The following is a 15,165-nucleotide window of genomic DNA, read 5'->3' as shown; positions in this document are numbered from 1 at the left end:
GCCTGCGGCACTACGGCGCCGGCCCGCCTGGGGCGGATCCGACGGCGTCAGGTTGTCGCCCTTGAGGGGGCGCGGGGACCTGCGCGCTCAGCCACGAGGCTGCCGGCCCCGGCTACGGGCCTGCGGCACTACGGCGCCGGCCGGCCTGGGGCGGATCCGACGGCGTCAGGTTGTCGCCCTTGAGGGGGCGCGGGGAACTGCGCGCTCAGCCACGAGGCTGCCGGCCCCCGGCCACGAGCCTGCGGCACTCCGGCGCCCGCCGGCCTGGGGCGGATCCGACGGCGTCAGGCCGCAACCACCCCGGCCCAAACCGACGGAGTCACGTCGCTTCGAGGGTGACCGTGAACGAGAAGCGGTCGCCGCGGTAGTGGATGACCGCCACGTCCAGCACCTGGCCCGCCGCGTCGTAGGTCACCCCCGTGTAGTGCAGGATCGGGCTGAGCAGCGGCACCTGGAGCAGCCGTGCCGTCTCCGGGTCGGCGAGCCGGGCCTCGACGGTGTCCGTGATGCGCCCGATGTCCGCGCCCACGACATCCCGCAGCACCTTGGTCATCGGCCAGCGGACCAGGTCCTGCGGGTCGATGCGCCGGGCCAGCGCGGGACGGACGTAGTTGCGGGCGTGGTTGGTCGGCTCGCCGCTCTTCTCGTCGCAGCGCAGCCGGTGGTACGTCGCCACCTCGGCCAGGTCCGGGAAGTACTCGGCGACTTCGGCCGGCACCGCGGTCCGGCCCCGGTCCAGCAGTTCGGTCGTCATCCCGGACTGCTGGGCCACGATCGCGTCCACCGAGCCGAGCAGCCGCACCGGGGTGCCGCGCCGTGCGGCGGGCTCGATGAACGTGCCGCGCCGCCGGTGCCGGCTGATCAGCCCCTCGTCCTCCAGCTCCTTCAGCGCCTGCCGCATGGTCAGCACGCTCACGCCGTAGTGCTGCGCCAGCCGCTCCTCGGTGGGCAGCCGCAGCGGGTCCTGGGGCGAGCGGCCGAGTATCGACGCGCGCAGCGACTGCGACACCTGGTACCAGAGCGGCAGCTTGCGGTTCAGGACGATCGAGTCCGGGGCGAAGGAGGTCACCGGCCTATCCGTACCCGTCGGGGACCGATCAGCGCAACGGGCGGAAGTGCCGTTCCAGGCCCCGCCAGACGCCGTCGTAGTCCTGCTGGAGGTGGTCCGCGCGCGCCGCCTGCGGGGTGAGGGTGACCGGCCAGCGCGTCTCGAACATGAACGCCAGCCCGTCGTCGACGCGGTGCGGCGTCAGCTCGGCGGCGCTCGCCCGGTCGAACGTCTCCCGGTCCGGTCCGTGTGCCGACATCATGTTGTGCAGCGAGCCGCCGCCCGGCACGAAGCCCGCCGCCTTGGCGTCGTACGCGCCCTCGATCAGGCCCATGTACTCGCTCATCACGTTCCGGTGGAAGTACGGCGGCCGGAAGGTGTCCTCGCCCACCAGCCAGCGCGGCGCGAACACCACGAAGTCGACGCCGGCCAGCCCGGGGGTGTTCGACGGCGACGTGAGCACCGTGAAGATCGACGGGTCCGGGTGGTCGTACGAGATGGTTCCGATCACATTGAAACGACGCAGATCATAGGCGTACGGCACATGGTTGCCATGCCAGGCGACCACGTCGAGCGGGGAGTGGTCGTATGTCGCCGTCCACAGGTTGCCGCAGAACTTGTTCACCACCTCCACCGGGCCGTCGACATCCTCGTACGCGGCGACCGGCGCCCGGAAGTCGCGTGCGTTGGCCAGCCCGTTGGCGCCGATCGGGCCGAGATCGGGCAGCCGGAGCGGCGCCCCATAGTTCTCGCACATATAACCCCGCGCCGAGTCGTCCAGCAGCTCCACACGGAAGCGCACCCCACGGGGAATCAGCACGACATATCCCGGCTCCACATGCAGCAGGCCGAACTCCGTGCGCAGCAGCAGCCCGCCGCGCTCCGGCACGATCAGCAGCTCCCCGTCGGCATCGCTGAAGACGCGCTTCATCGAGGAGTTGGCGTGGTAGAGGTGCACGGCCATGCCGCTGCGCAGGGTGGCGTCGCCGTTGCCGCCGAGGGTCCACAGCCCGGCGAGGAAGTCCGTGCCGGCCGCCGGCTCGGGCAGCGGGTTCCAGCGCAGCCGGTTGGGGTCGGGCACCGTCTCGGTGAACGGCGCCGTGCGCAGCGCGCCGTTGTCGGTGCGGGTGAATGCCGGGTGCGCGGCGGACGGGCGGATGCGGTACAGCCAGGAGCGGCGGTTGTGCGCCCGCGGCTCGGTGAACGCCGTGCCGCTGAGCTGCTCGGCGTACAGCCCGAGCGGGGCGCGCTGCGGGGAGTTGCGGCCCTCTGGCAGGGCGCCGGGCTCGGCCTCCGAGGAGTGCTCGTTGCCGAAGCCGCGGAGATAGTCCAGTTGCTCGGCGGTCTTGCGCGCGTCCCCGCTCATGATCGCTCCCTTGCGAACCCGATGCCGCTTCCCATTCCTATGCAGCACCATAGGAATGGGCATGCGCGGACGCAAGGGGGCCCGCCTGCTCCCTGAGGGGTACGGCACCGACCGGAACTCCCGACTCCAGAAGGATCCGGGGCCGCGGGCCGGTGCTCTACGCTCCCGGGCATGCCGTGGACCCGTGGACTTCTCAGTGCGTTCGCCGTCTGCGTCCTGCTGCTGACCGGCGCGGTCGGCTGCGGGACCGGCGAGGCGCGCGAAGCGACCGGCGCGCGGTCGCCCGCACCGGCGGGCCGGCTCCTCGACAAGACGGACGAGCAGGGGCGGCGCTACCGCGAGGTGCCCAAGGACGGCGCACCCGAGGTCGACATCGAGGTGACGCCCGACACCGCCGGCGGCTGGCAGGTACGGCTGAGACTCCACGCCTTCCGCTTCTCACCGGGCGGCACCGAGGAGCGTGCGCGGCCCGGGCGCGGACTCGCCCACCTCCTCGTGGACGGCGAGCCGGTCGCCCGGCTGCGCACCCCGCGCCACCACCTCGCCGCCGGCCTCGTCCCGCAGGGCACCCACCAGGTCACCGCCCGCCTCTACGCCGACGACGGCACGGTGTGGGCGGTGCACGGCAAACCGGTCGAAAGCACCGCCGACGTCACCACATCCAGAGCAGAAAAAGCACCGGCCACCCCGACCGGAGAAACCAGCACCAGCAAGTGACCACACCGCCCGAGAGTGCCGGGCCGTTGAAGCCGGCACGCACGCGGGCGTGCCCGGCGCTGGGGGCGGCGTCGGTGTGCCGGGTGTGTCGGTCGGGGTGCGGCGTGGGTGGTGCGGGTAGGCGGGTGTGCCGACCGGGGGAGCGGTGTGGTCGGACCCGGCGCGCCGACCGGCGGGCGGCATGACCGCGCGAGTGCCGGGCCGTTGAAGGCGGCACGCGCGCGTGTACGTGTCTGGCGCTGGGGGTGGCGTCGGTGGGCCGGGTGTGTCGGTCGGGGGCGTGAGGTTGGTGGGGCGTGGGGTGGGTGCTGGGCTTCGTACTGTGGGACGTGGTTCACCGGAGTGTGGCCTGAAGGCATCATGGAGCGCGTGCCCCATGCGACATCGCTCCGCCGCGCCCCCGTCCAACGACGCAGTGCCGAACGCCTGGAGAGGATCCTCGACGCCTGCGCCGACCTCCTCGACGAGGTCGGCTACGACGCCCTGAGCACCCGCGCCGTCGCGCTGCGCGCCGGCGTGCCCATCGGCTCCGTGTACCGCTTCTTCGGCAACAAACGGCAGATGGCCGACGCCCTGGCCCAGCGCAACCTCGAACGCTACTCGGAGCGCGTCACCCGGCGGCTGGAGGGCGCCCGGCCGGGCGACTGGCGGGCGGCCGTGGACGCCGTGCTGGACGAGTACCTGGCCATGAAACGCACCGCACCCGGCTTCTCGCTCGTGGACTTCGGCAACCAGATACCGGTCGGCGACCGGCACGCCGAGCCCAACCACCGTGTCGCCGACAGCCTCACCGCCCTGCTCTCCGGCTATCTCGGCCGTACCCCCGACGAGGAGTTGCGGCGGACCTTCCTGGTCGCCGTTGAGGCCGCCGACACCCTGGTCCACCTCGCCTTCCGGGTGGCCCCGCAGGGCGACGAGGCGATCATCGCCGAGACCCGGGTGCTGCTGGGCGCATATCTGGCACGCGTACTGGACTGACGGCCCGGCGCGGCTGTGACCTGGAGTTTTGCGCTTATTGCTCGCACGTCAACATCTTGTTAACGCGGTTTGGCTGGACCTAACGTCATCGCACCGCCGGCCCTGGTGGGAGTTCAAGGGCGAACGTTAGGTATCCATTCATGCTGACCATCCTCGGCTTCGCCATGATCGCGACCTTCCTGGTCCTGATCATGCTGAAGAAGATGTCGCCGATCGCGGCGCTCGTGCTGATCCCCGCGCTGTTCTGCGTGTTCGTCGGCAAGGGCGCCCACCTCGGCGACTACGTCATCGACGGCGTCACCAGCCTCGCCCCCACCGCGGCGATGCTCATGTTCGCGATCGTCTACTTCGGCGTGATGATCGACGTCGGCCTCTTCGACCCGATCGTGCGCGGCATCCTGCGCTTCTGCAAGGCCGACCCGCTGCGCATCGTCGTCGGCACCGCCGTGCTCGCCGCGATCGTGTCCCTGGACGGCGACGGCTCGACCACCTTCATGATCACCGTCTCGGCGATGTACCCGCTGTACAAGCGCCTGAAGATGTCCCTGGTCGTGATGACCGGTGTCGCCGCCATGGCCAACGGCGTGATGAACACCCTGCCGTGGGGCGGGCCCACCGCCCGCGCCGCCACCGCGCTGAAACTCGACGCCAGCGACATCTTCGTCCCGATGATCCCCGCACTCGCCGTCGGCCTGCTCGCCGTGATCGCCCTCGCCTACGTCCTCGGCCGCCGCGAGCGCAAACGGCTCGGCGTGCTGACCCTGGACGAGGCCCTGGTCGAGGAGCGGGCGACCGAGACCGAGACGGTGCTGGTCGGCGCGGGCCCCGGCGCCGGCACCGGCCCGGCGCGCACCGGCGGCGCGGGCACCGGCACGGACGCGGACCTCCCCGAGAAGCCCGCGGACGGCGACTTCCAGGGCCTCGACCCCGACCGGCCGACCCTGCGGCCCAAGCTGTACTGGTTCAACGCGCTGCTCACGGTGGCCCTGCTGACCGCCATGATCATGGAGTGGCTGCCCATCCCGGTGCTGTTCCTGCTGGGCGCCGCGCTGGCCCTCACCGTCAACTTCCCACACATGCCCGACCAGAAGGCCCGTATCGGCGCACACGCCGAGAATGTCCTCAACGTCTCCGGGATGGTCTTCGCCGCCGCCGTGTTCACCGGCGTGCTGCAGGGCACCGGCATGGTCGACCACATGGCGAAGTGGCTCGTCGACAACATCCCCGACGGCATGGGCCCGCACATGGCCTTCGTCACCGGCGTGCTGAGCATCCCGCTCACCTACTTCATGTCCAACGACGGCTTCTACTTCGGCATCGTGCCGGTGCTCGCCGAGGCGGGCCAGGCACACGGCGTCTCCACGCTTGAGATCGCCCGTGCCTCCCTGGTCGGCCAGCCGCTGCACATGTCCAGCCCGCTGGTGCCCGCCGTGTACGTCCTGGTCGGCATGGCCAAGGTCGAGTTCGGCGACCACACCAGATTCGTCGTGAAGTGGGCGGCGCTCACATCATTGGTGGTACTCGGGGCAGGCAGGCTCTTCGGCATCATCTGACCGCAGCAGGGAGGACCGCATCGTGAGGCCCGGCAGGAACCGCGGCTGGCTGCTCCGACTCGTCATCGCCTTCGGCTTCGCGCAGGGCGCGGTGTCGATGGCCCGGCCCGCCGTGTCCTACCGGGCCCTCGCGCTGGGCGCCGACGAACGGGCGATCGGCGTCATCGCGGGCGTGTACGCGCTGCTGCCGCTGTTCGCCGCCGTACCGCTCGGCCGCCGCACCGACCACGGCCGCTGTGCGCCGCTGCTGTCGGCCGGCGTCGTGCTCATCGCCGGCGGCTGTGCGCTCAGCGGCCTGGTCGACTCCCTGTGGGCGATGGCCCTGTGGAGCGGGGTGATGGGCCTCGGCCACCTCGGCTTCGTGATCGGCGCCCAGTCGCTGGTCGCCCGCCGGTCGGCACCGCACGAACAGGACCGCAACTTCGGCCACTTCACCATCGGCGCCTCGCTCGGCCAACTCGTCGGGCCGGTCTCGGCGGGCGCTCTGATCGGTGGCCCCGACATGGCCGGCAGCAGCGCCCTGGCTCTCGTGGTCGCCGGGGCGGGCGCGGCGGTCGCCGTCACCTCGCTGTGGCGCATCGAGGACCGTACGGCCGGTACGTCCCGCAGCGCGTCCGGGGCACGCGTCCCCGTCAGCCGGATCCTGCGCGCCCGAGGCGTGCCCGCGGGCATGCTGATCAGCCTGTCCGTGCTGTCCGCGACGGACATCCTCACCGCCTATCTCCCGGTGGTCGGCGAGCACCGGGGCGTCGCGCCGTCCGTGATCGGTGTCCTGCTGAGCCTGCGGGCCGGCGCCACCATCGCCTGCCGGCTCGTCCTGACGCCGCTGCTGCGGCTGCTCGGCCGGCCCGCGCTGCTCACCGTGACCTGCCTGCTTGCGGCCCTGCTGTGCGCGGGCATCGCGCTGCCGCTGCCGGTGTGGGCGCTCGGGCTGACCCTCGCCGTGCTCGGTTTCTGCCTGGGCGTCGGTCAGCCGCTGTCCATGACGACGGTCGTGCAGGCCGCCCCCGACGCCGCCCGCTCCACCGCCCTCGCGCTGCGGCTGACCGGCAACCGCCTCGGCCAGGTCGCCGCCCCCGCCGCGGCCGGCCTGGTCGCCGGAGTCGCCGGGGTGGCCGCGCCGTTCGTCATGCTCGGCGCGCTCCTGCTGCTGTCCTCGGCGGTGGCCCTGCGCTCCCCGTCCCGCCCGGCCGGTACGGCAGCCTTCCCGGCGACGACCATCGACCGCCCCCACACCACCACCCCGAACCACAACCGCTGATCCCCCCTTGGCGGCCGGCCGTGGGGCCGTGCCGGACGGCGGGGGCCGGTCTGAAGGCACTTGCCCCCGGCGGGGCCCTGCGGGTGTCGAATGTCGTCGCGGGGACGTCCTGGACCGCGGGGTGGTACCTGGCGGGGAGCTGGCCGCCGGTGTCGTATGCCGTCGTGGGGGGCGCCTCGGATCGTATGGACCGGGCCCCTGGCGATGGGGAGCCCACGGCCGTCATCGACCGCCCCCACACCACCACCCCGAACCACAACCGCTGACCCGCACTCGGCGGCCGGCCGTGGGGCCGTGCCGGACGGCCGGGGGCCGGTCTGACGGGGCTTGCCACTGGCGGGAGTTGGCCGCAGGGGCTGGGCCCGGCGGGAGCCCTACCCGCTGTGCAGCCCACGGCGGTCATCGAACGCCCCCGCAGCACCGAGCCGCACCAAGCGCTGAGCCGCACTTGACGTGGCCGTCCGGCTCGGGCACGGGTCTGCGGCGAGTGGGCGCGGCGGCAGGGAGGTTCTTCCGCTGCACCGGCGGAGCCCCCGGGCTGAACGAGTGCTTCCGTTTCGCTTGTCACCTGGGCGCTCGTGGGCGTCCCGGCACGCGTCTTCCCCCCGCCGCGCACATTCCGTTAACTTCCGTGACCCACAGGCCCCGTTCGACCCGCACGGGACCTTCGACCGACGGAGCACCACCGCTCTGGTGAGCCCCCGGGGGCACCTGCGATGACACGCGCCATCTCGCTGCACGACGTCAGCAAGTCCTACACCCGAGGCACCCGGGTGGTGGACCGTCTCTCGCTGGACATCACACCCGGCGAGTTCGTGGTCCTCCTCGGCCCGTCCGGCTGCGGCAAGTCCACCGTGCTCAGAATGATCGCCGGCCTTGAGGAGATCGACGAGGGCACGCTGCTGCTCGACGGCGCGTACGCCAACGACCTCCAGCCCGCCGAGCGGGACATCGCGATGGTCTTCCAGAACTTCGCCCTCTACCCGAGCATGACCAGCCGCGACAACATCGGCTTCCCGCTGCGCATCGAGTCCCCGGGCGCGGACCCACGCCCCCGCGTGGACGCCACCGCCCGCATGCTCGGCATCGAGGAACTCCTCGACCGCTTCCCCGCCCAGCTCTCCGGCGGCGAACGCCAGCGCGTCGCCATGGGCCGGGCCATCGCCCGCCACCCCTCCGCCTTCCTGATGGACGAGCCGCTGTCCAACCTCGACGCCAAGCTCCGCAGCCACCTGCGTGCCGAGATCGCCCAGCTGACCCGGGAGCTGGGCGTCACCACGGTCTACGTCACACACGACCAGGCCGAGGCCATGTCCCTCGGCGACCGGGTCGCCGTACTGCGCGGCGGCGTGCTCCAGCAGGTCGGCAGCCCCCGCGAGGTGTACGCGCTGCCGCGCAACGTCTTCGTCGCCGCGTTCGTCGGCACCCCCCGCATCAACCTGCTGCGCGGCCTGGTGCGGGCCCCGCTCGACGGCGCGATGACCATCAGCCTCGGCAAGCAGTACCTCCGGCTGCCCGAACCGCTCAGCCTGGACCACCAGTTACTCCGCGTCCAGCAGGGCCGCGAGGTGATCGTCGGGCTGCGCTCGGAGGCGGTCCGCATCTCCCCGAAGTTCTCGGCTCCGCACGGACAGGGGGGACCCCCGGCGCGGTCCTTCGCCCGGCCCGGCGAGGTGCCGATCACCGGGCTCGTGGAGCACGTCGAGTTCCAGGGGCACGAGGTCCTCGTCCACTTCAACACCGGTTCGAGCCCGGCCGTCGTACCCGACCTGGAGTCCCCGCGCCCGGCCGTCCGCCCCTCGCGCCGCCGCCGGCGCGAGGGCGCGACCATGCTGGAGCGGATCCGGGAGCGTACGGGTGCGTTGCGCGCCGGGCCGGTGGTGGTGCTGGACCAGCCGGCGGACGACGGTCCCGACCCCGCGCCCCCAGAAGGCCGGCTGCCCGGTGACCTGGTGGTGCGGACCACCCCGGACGTCCGGCTCCGCCACGGGATGCAGGTTCCGCTCCTCGTCGACCTCGCCCATCTGTTCGTCTTCGACCAGCACGGCGAGCGCGTCTGCCCGTCCCCGGCGCGGCAGCCGGACCTGGACGAGTGAGATCACCGGTCCTCGGTCGAAGAGCCCGGCCCGCGCCGCCCGAGGTCCGGGTCAGCGCAGTGTGCCGGGGCCGATGCCCAGGAGGGCGGACAGGGCGTGTTCGCCGGTGGCCGTCAGCCGCACGGCGCGGCCCGAGCCGATGCGGACGCACCAGCCCGCGTCCAGGGCGTGCCGGCACAGTTCCGCGCCCGCGACGCCCGCCAGATGGGGGCGGCGCTCGGTCCAGTCGAGGCAGGCGCGGGCCAGCGGTCGGCGGCCCGGGTGCGCGAGCCCGATACCGGCGTCGCCGAACCACTTCAGTCCCGCGGCCGTGAGCGCGAACCCGGTGCCCCGCTCCCCGGACACCGGCCGCGAGGCCGGCGCGGCGGCCGGCGCGCGGAGCCCGGCCGCGGTGACGTCCGCCGGCTCGTCCGTGACGCTCAGCAGCCCGCGCTCGGTCAGCGCATCGGTGATCGCGATGCCGAGCCGACCGGCGAGGTGGTCGTAGCAGGTGCGTCCGCGGGCCAGCGCGGATCCGGCGCTCGACTCCCGCAGCGTGCGCGGGCGGCGGGCGGTGGCCTCCGGGGCGATGTGCGCGGTCAGCTCCTCGACGAGCTGGGCGACCCGCGCGTCGGCCAGCCGCACGTACCGGTGCCGCCCCTGCCGTTCCTCGGTGAGCAGCCCGCCCGCGACCAGCTTGCCCAGGTGTTCGCTCAGCGTGGACGCGGCGACCCCGGCGTGCCGGGCCAGCTCGCCGTTGGTCCAGGCCCGGCCGTCGAGCAGCGCCAGCAGACAGGCCGCCCGGGTCTCGTCGGCGAGCAGTGCGGCGAGCGCCGCGAGCCCCGCGGCCCGGGGATCCTTGACGGTCATGCCTCCAGCATCGGTCAAGGACACTTCGGCCGCCGCCGAAGTGTCACCGCACGGCGCGCGTGACCCGCTCGTACTGCTGCGCCAGCCCGTCCAGCAGCGCCGTCAGCCCCGTCTCGAACGAGCGCTCGTCGATCTTCTCTTGCTTCTCCTGCTGTTCGGCGAGGAGGTGCGCCTGCCCGAGGTGCGGATGGTCGGCGGGGTCGTAGGCGCTCGCGTCACGCACGAATCCCCCGGCGAACGAGCCGAGCGCCGAGCCCATGATGAAGTACCGCATCAGCACACCGATGGACGTGGCCTGCGCGGGCGGCCGGCCGGCGGCGACCATCGCGCCGTGGACGGCGTCGGCGCGAGGCGCAGCGCCGCGGGCCGACGGCCGGGGCCGCGGGCGAGGACCGGGACGATGCCGGGGTGGTCGCGCAGGGCCGCCCGGCAGGAGACGGCCCAGTCGTGCAGCGCCGTCCGCCAGTCCGGCCGTCCCCGAACATCGACAGGTCGACCTGGCCGCTCACCGAGTCGGCGACCGCGTTCCAGGAGGGTCCGCTCACCCCCAGCTCGGCGGTGAGGCGGCGGGTGGAGACGACCGCCAGGCCCTCCGCGTCCACGAGTTCCTGTGCGCGCGCATAAACCAGCGGGGATGATTTCAGTGGGCTTTCATGGGCGCGACGTGTCCTGAGTACGCGTCTGAGTAGCTGGGCGGATGTGACCCCGGCCGCCGCGCGCGACGCTGGCCCGCATGAGCGAGACACCGGTCAAGCAGCAGAGCACCACCGCCTTCTACGGGCAGGCCGTCGCATCCTTCGGCGTCGCCCTGGCGGCCACCGCGCTCGGCATCTACAACCTGCACACGGATGCCTGGGTCCGTGCGTTCCTCAGTATCGCCGTCCTGTATCTGGTCACCTCCGCCTTCACCCTGGCGAAGGTCATCCGGGACCGTCAGGAGGCCGGCCAGATCGTGAGCCGCGTGGACCAGGCACGGCTCGACAAACTCCTCGCCGCCCACGACCCGTTCAAGCAACCCGGACCACCACCACACACCCGAGGCTGACCACCAGCGATGCCCGGCGGGGCTGACCGACGGGGCTGAGCGGCAGGAATGCGTGGCGGGATGCGCGGCGGGGAATGCGAGCCGGGCTGAGCGGCAGTGATGCGGGGCGGGGCTGAGCGGCAGTGATGTGCGGCAGCGGTGCGGGGCGGAGTTGAGCGGCAGGGGTGCGTGGCGGGGCGGCGCGCCGAGGCTGATCGGCAGTGATGCGTGGCGGGGCTGAGCGGCAGGGATGCCCGGCGGGATGTGTGGCGGGGATGTGCGGCGGGGCCGAGCAGCAGGGGCGTGTGGCGGAGCCGAGGGGCAAGGATGTGTGGCGGGATGTGTGGCAGCGATGCGGGACGGGATGTGTGGCGGGGATGCGCGCCGGGGTCGAGCGGCAGGGATGTGCGGCAGCGGTGCGGGGTGGAGTTGAGCGGCAAGGCTGCGTGGCGGGGCCGGGCGGCAGCGATGTGCGGTCGGGCGTGCTAAGCGCTCGCTCACCTTCGGCGGTATGGTGGAGTTCCTGTCACCGAGAGGGGCGAGCGAGCGATGAGTACGGCGGAGGAGACGACCGGCGGCGAGGTCGAGCCGTGGGACGAGGTCACACCTGACGCGGCCCGGCGGCTGCTCATCGCCGCCGTGGAGGCCTTCGCCGAGCGCGGGTACCACGCGACGACCACCCGCGACATCGCCGGCCGCGCCGGCATGAGCCCGGCCGCGCTCTACATCCACTACAAGACCAAGGAAGAACTGCTCCACCGGATCAGCCGCATCGGTCACGACAAGGCACTGGACATCCTGCGTACGGCCGCCCGGCGCGAGGGCAGCGCCAGGGAGCGGCTCGCCGACGCGGTGAGTTCCTTCGTCCGCTGGCACGCCGGTCGGCGCACCACCGCGCGGGTCGTGCAGTACGAGCTGGACGCGCTGGGGCCGGACGCCCGCGCCGAGATCGTCGCGCTGCGCCGCGAGGTCGACGCTGAGGTACGCGGGATCATCCAGGAGGGCGTGGCGTCCGGCGAGTTCGACGTCCTCGACGTGCACGGCACGACCCTCGCGGTGCTGTCCCTGTGCATCGACGTGGCCCGCTGGTTCAACGTGAACGGCCCGCGGACGCCGGAGGAGGTCGGTGCGCTCTACGCCGACCTCGTGCTGCGGATGGTCGGCGCCGAGTAGACCGGGTCCGCCGGGCGGTGGCGCTCAGAGGCGGTCCGGAGGTGGTTCAGCAGATTCTTGCCAGGAACCCCGGGCTTCAGCCCTGGGAAGAATCGGATTCTCGTGGTCGCGGCGCGGAGTGCCGTGTCCGGCGGAGCCGGTGCTGTGTCCACGCGGTGGCGGGTTCACTCGGTCGGGTGGCGGATGGTGAACGTACGGTGGGCGGTCGTACGCGTGTGTAGGTTTCGTGATCGTGAAGCTGGTGGTGCAGGTCAGGCTGCTGCCGACGCCTGTGCAGGCGGCGGCGCCGGAGGCGACCCTGCGTGCCTGCAACGAAGCGGCGACCTGGGCGAGCGGCGTGGCGTTCGAGAAGGGTGTGAAGAGCATCTTCGCGCTGCGTGAGCACACCTACCGGCAGATCAAGGCCCGCTGGGGGCTGGGGGCGCAGGCCGCCCAGCACGTCATCAAGAAGACCTGCGACGCGTATGCCACGCTGAAGACCAACCTGAGGGCCGGGAACCTGGGCCGGCCGGGCTCGAAGCGCTACCGCGGGGCGGTGGAGAAGCCGGTCGTCTTCCGTCTGGAGGGTGCGCAGCCCTACGACGACCGGATGCTGTCCTGGCAGATCGACCGGCGCCGGATCTCGATCTGGACGACTGCCGGGCGGGTCAAGGGCGTGGCGTTCACCGCCTCACCGGAGCAGATGGCCACCCTGGCCCTGTACCGCAGGGGCGAGTCCGATCTGCTGTGGCGGGACGGCATGTGGTTCCTGAACGCCACCTGTGACGTTCCCGAAGCGCCGCTGAACACCGATCCGGTGGACTTCCTCGGCATCGACCTGGGCATCGTCAACATCGCCACCACCAGTGACGGCGAGATCATGGCCGGACGGGAGCTCAACCGCATCCGCTCCCGGGAACGCACGCTCCGTACCAAGCTGCAGAAGAAGAACACCCCGTCCGCCAAGCGCCGGCTGAAGAAGCGCAGGCGCAAGGAAGCGCGACGGGCGAAGGACATCAACCACAAGATCGCTAAGCATGTGGTGGCCGAGGCGATGGGGGCACCTCCCGCGCGAGCGAAGCCGAGCGTGGGGGAGCACCGGTCGCGGGATCGCCCTGGAGAATCTGACGGGCATCCGCGAACGGGTACGGCTTGCAAAGCCCCAACGGGCCACCCACTCCAGCTGGGCCTTCGCCCGGCTGGGGCAGTTCATCGCGTACAAGGCCCGCAAGGCGGGGGTGCCCGTGGTGCACGTCGATCCGGCGTACACCTCCCGCACCTGCGCCGAATGCGGGCACATCGACAAGGCGAACCGGGTCTCCCAGGCCCGGTTCGCCTGCCGGTCCTGCGGATTCGTTGATCACGCAGACCGCAACAGCTCCCGCAACATCCGTGCCAGAGCACGGGAGTTGTGGCGATGCGGGGCACAGTCAACCGCCCCAGACTCACTTTCCGAACCGGAGCGTGGGACAGGACGCAAACGCAGCACCACAGCCAGTGGCGCCCGTTGTGCAAGCCCGGGCTTTTAGTCCCGGGTCGTTGACAGGTAGTAGCGGGAGACCGACTCCGCCGCGCAGACCGGCTTGTCGCCGCCCTCGCGCTCCACGGTGAAGGCGACGGTCAGCTGGACGCCGCCCGTGACGTCTTCGACGCCGGTGATCCGCGCGGTGGCGCGCAGCCGGGAGCCGACCGGGACCGGGGCGGGGAACCGGACCTTGTTGGTGCCGTAGTTGACACCCATCGTCGCGCCGTCGACCTGAAGCAGCTGCGGCCCGAACAGGGGCAGCAGGGACAGGGTGAGGTACCCGTGCGCGATGGTCGTGCCGAACGGTCCCGCCGCCGCCTTCTCCGGATCGACGTGGATCCACTGGTGGTCGCCGGTGGCGTCCGCGAAGAGGTCGATCCGCTTCTGGTCGACCTCCACCCAGTCGGTGTACCCCAGCTGCTCTCCCACCGCGGCCTTCAGCTCGTCGGGGGAGGTGAAGATTCTCGGTTCTGCCATGGTCGCTGTCCCGGCCTCTCGCGTACCTACGGAATCGCCAACGGCTAAGCAACTGCTCAGCATGGTCGGGGTGGCGGGCCATGTCAACGGACCGCGACGGTGCCGCGGTGGGTAGGCTGTGACGAGTGCCCCAGATCCCCGAGAAGATCCACGAGCTGACCGTCGGCCAGTTGTCCGCGCGCAGCGGCGCCGCCGTCTCCGCCCTGCACTTCTACGAGTCCAAGGGGCTCATCAGCAGCCGCCGGACCTCCGGCAATCAGCGCCGCTACAGCCGTGACACCCTGCGCCGCGTCGCGTTCGTCCGGGCCGCCCAGCGGGTGGGTATCCCGCTGGCCACGATCCGCCAGGCGCTCGCCGAACTCCCCGAGGAGCGCACCCCGACCCGCGAGGACTGGGCCCGGCTCTCGCAGGCGTGGCGCTCCGAACTGGACGAGCGCATCGCACAGCTGAACCGGCTTCGCGACCACCTCACCGACTGCATCGGCTGCGGTTGCCTGTCCCTGGAGAGTTGCGTCCTGTCCAACCCCGACGACGCCTTCGGCGAGACCGGTTCGGGTTCGCGGCTGCTGGTGGAACGCCGCCGGTAGGCACCGCGCCGGGCGGCCCGGCACGTGCCCCCCTTCGACCGTCGGCCCACTGCGACCGCCCCCGCCCACGTAACGGGTCAGCACAGCGCCACAGCCCCACGGTCGCGCCCGCGCCCACCCGGCGGTGCGGCACCGCGGCACGCCCCCATGGTCGCGCCCGCGCCCACCTGGCGGTGCGGCACAGCGGCACGCCCCCATGGTCGCGCTCGCGTAACGGGTCGGCGCACCGAGACCGCCCCCACGGTCGCGCTCGCGTCCACCCGGCACAGTGACACAGCCCCGTGCCCCCTCCGGGCGCGCTGTTTCCTGCCCGGTGGTCCCCCTCGCCGCGACCGCCTGGGCCGCGCCGTCGGCCATCGCCTCCGGCGTCAGCGGCACACCCACCGTCGGTCCTCGCGCGCCCTCGGCGCTCCCGCACTGTCGGCCATCGCCTCCGTCGTCAGCGGCACACCCACCGTCGGTCCTCGCGCGCCCTCGGCGCTCCCGCACTGTCGGCCATCGCCTCCGTCGTCAGCGGCACACCCACCGTCGG

Annotated in this window: 12 protein-coding genes and 2 pseudogenes; 9 read left to right on the top strand and 5 right to left on the bottom strand. The window is 72.3% G+C overall.

The genetic code is table 11. From position 1 onward, the window contains the following. Window positions 1-319: 319 nt before the first annotated feature. The gene (locus tag ACFYTE_RS10115; protein ID WP_388707398.1) at window positions 320-1,069 is read right to left on the bottom strand and encodes a GntR family transcriptional regulator; all 750 of its coding nucleotides are present in this window, start codon (window positions 1,067-1,069) and stop codon (window positions 320-322) included. A 28-nt stretch (window positions 1,070-1,097) separates the two neighbouring features. Beyond that, entirely contained in the window at window positions 1,098-2,414 is a 1,317-nt protein-coding gene (gene hmgA, locus ACFYTE_RS10110) for a homogentisate 1,2-dioxygenase (protein WP_388707395.1), read from the bottom strand. Between the two features lie 171 nt (window positions 2,415-2,585). On the opposite strand from hmgA, the gene ACFYTE_RS10105 reads away from it, so the two are divergent. The 5 genes from ACFYTE_RS10105 to ACFYTE_RS10085 all read left to right on the top strand — a co-directional run bounded on the left by ACFYTE_RS10105 (window position 2,586) and on the right by ACFYTE_RS10085 (window position 9,019). Then, on the top strand, window positions 2,586-3,131 hold the full coding sequence (locus tag ACFYTE_RS10105; protein ID WP_388707393.1) for a hypothetical protein: 546 nt from the start codon (window positions 2,586-2,588) through the stop codon (window positions 3,129-3,131). Window positions 3,132-3,491: 360 nt separating this feature from the next. Next, entirely contained in the window at window positions 3,492-4,109 is a 618-nt protein-coding gene (locus tag ACFYTE_RS10100) for a TetR family transcriptional regulator (protein ID WP_388707390.1), read from the top strand. Window positions 4,110-4,249: 140 nt separating this feature from the next. Then, window positions 4,250-5,662: a CitMHS family transporter gene (locus tag ACFYTE_RS10095; RefSeq protein ID WP_388707388.1), complete on the top strand. Its 1,413-nt coding sequence runs from the start codon at window positions 4,250-4,252 to the stop codon at window positions 5,660-5,662. A gap of 22 nt (window positions 5,663-5,684) precedes the next feature. Next, window positions 5,685-6,923: an MFS transporter gene (locus ACFYTE_RS10090; RefSeq protein ID WP_388707385.1), complete on the top strand. Its 1,239-nt coding sequence runs from the start codon at window positions 5,685-5,687 to the stop codon at window positions 6,921-6,923. 716 nt (window positions 6,924-7,639) lie between these two features. Then, the gene (locus ACFYTE_RS10085) at window positions 7,640-9,019 is read left to right on the top strand and encodes an ABC transporter ATP-binding protein (protein WP_388707383.1); all 1,380 of its coding nucleotides are present in this window, start codon (window positions 7,640-7,642) and stop codon (window positions 9,017-9,019) included. A gap of 51 nt (window positions 9,020-9,070) precedes the next feature. On the opposite strand, the gene ACFYTE_RS10080 is transcribed toward ACFYTE_RS10085, so the two are convergent. Both ACFYTE_RS10080 and ACFYTE_RS10075 read right to left on the bottom strand, forming a co-directional pair. Next, complete coding sequence (locus tag ACFYTE_RS10080; RefSeq protein ID WP_388707380.1) at window positions 9,071-9,868, bottom strand: ArsR/SmtB family transcription factor; 798 nt, start codon at window positions 9,866-9,868, stop codon at window positions 9,071-9,073. Between the two features lie 43 nt (window positions 9,869-9,911). After that, window positions 9,912-10,512: pseudogene (locus tag ACFYTE_RS10075) on the bottom strand (TetR/AcrR family transcriptional regulator C-terminal domain-containing protein). Between the two features lie 89 nt (window positions 10,513-10,601). Here ACFYTE_RS10075 and ACFYTE_RS10070 point away from each other — a divergent pair. The 3 genes and pseudogenes from ACFYTE_RS10070 to ACFYTE_RS10060 all read left to right on the top strand — a co-directional run bounded on the left by ACFYTE_RS10070 (window position 10,602) and on the right by ACFYTE_RS10060 (window position 13,573). Next, the gene (locus ACFYTE_RS10070; protein WP_388707377.1) at window positions 10,602-10,913 is read left to right on the top strand and encodes a YiaA/YiaB family inner membrane protein; all 312 of its coding nucleotides are present in this window, start codon (window positions 10,602-10,604) and stop codon (window positions 10,911-10,913) included. 528 nt (window positions 10,914-11,441) lie between these two features. Beyond that, the gene (locus ACFYTE_RS10065) at window positions 11,442-12,065 is read left to right on the top strand and encodes a TetR/AcrR family transcriptional regulator (protein WP_388707375.1); all 624 of its coding nucleotides are present in this window, start codon (window positions 11,442-11,444) and stop codon (window positions 12,063-12,065) included. A gap of 232 nt (window positions 12,066-12,297) precedes the next feature. Next, window positions 12,298-13,573, top strand: a pseudogene (locus ACFYTE_RS10060) (RNA-guided endonuclease InsQ/TnpB family protein). On the opposite strand, the gene ACFYTE_RS10055 reads toward ACFYTE_RS10060, so the two are convergent. Beyond that, entirely contained in the window at window positions 13,570-14,046 is a 477-nt protein-coding gene (locus ACFYTE_RS10055; RefSeq protein WP_388707372.1) for a MaoC family dehydratase, read from the bottom strand. The pseudogene ACFYTE_RS10060 and the gene ACFYTE_RS10055 sit on opposite strands and share 4 nt — an antisense overlap. 125 nt (window positions 14,047-14,171) lie before the next feature. Here ACFYTE_RS10055 and soxR point away from each other — a divergent pair, with 125 nt between their 5' ends. Then, entirely contained in the window at window positions 14,172-14,633 is a 462-nt protein-coding gene (gene soxR, locus ACFYTE_RS10050; RefSeq protein ID WP_388707370.1) for a redox-sensitive transcriptional activator SoxR, read from the top strand. Window positions 14,634-15,165 lie beyond the last annotated feature (532 nt).

The sequence above is a fragment of the Streptomyces sp. NPDC004629 genome, assembly GCF_042873595.1.
Lineage (GTDB): Bacteria > Actinomycetota > Actinomycetes > Streptomycetales > Streptomycetaceae > Streptomyces.
Note: the sequence above shows the minus strand (reverse complement) of the source record. Positions and strands in the feature narration are given on the sequence as shown.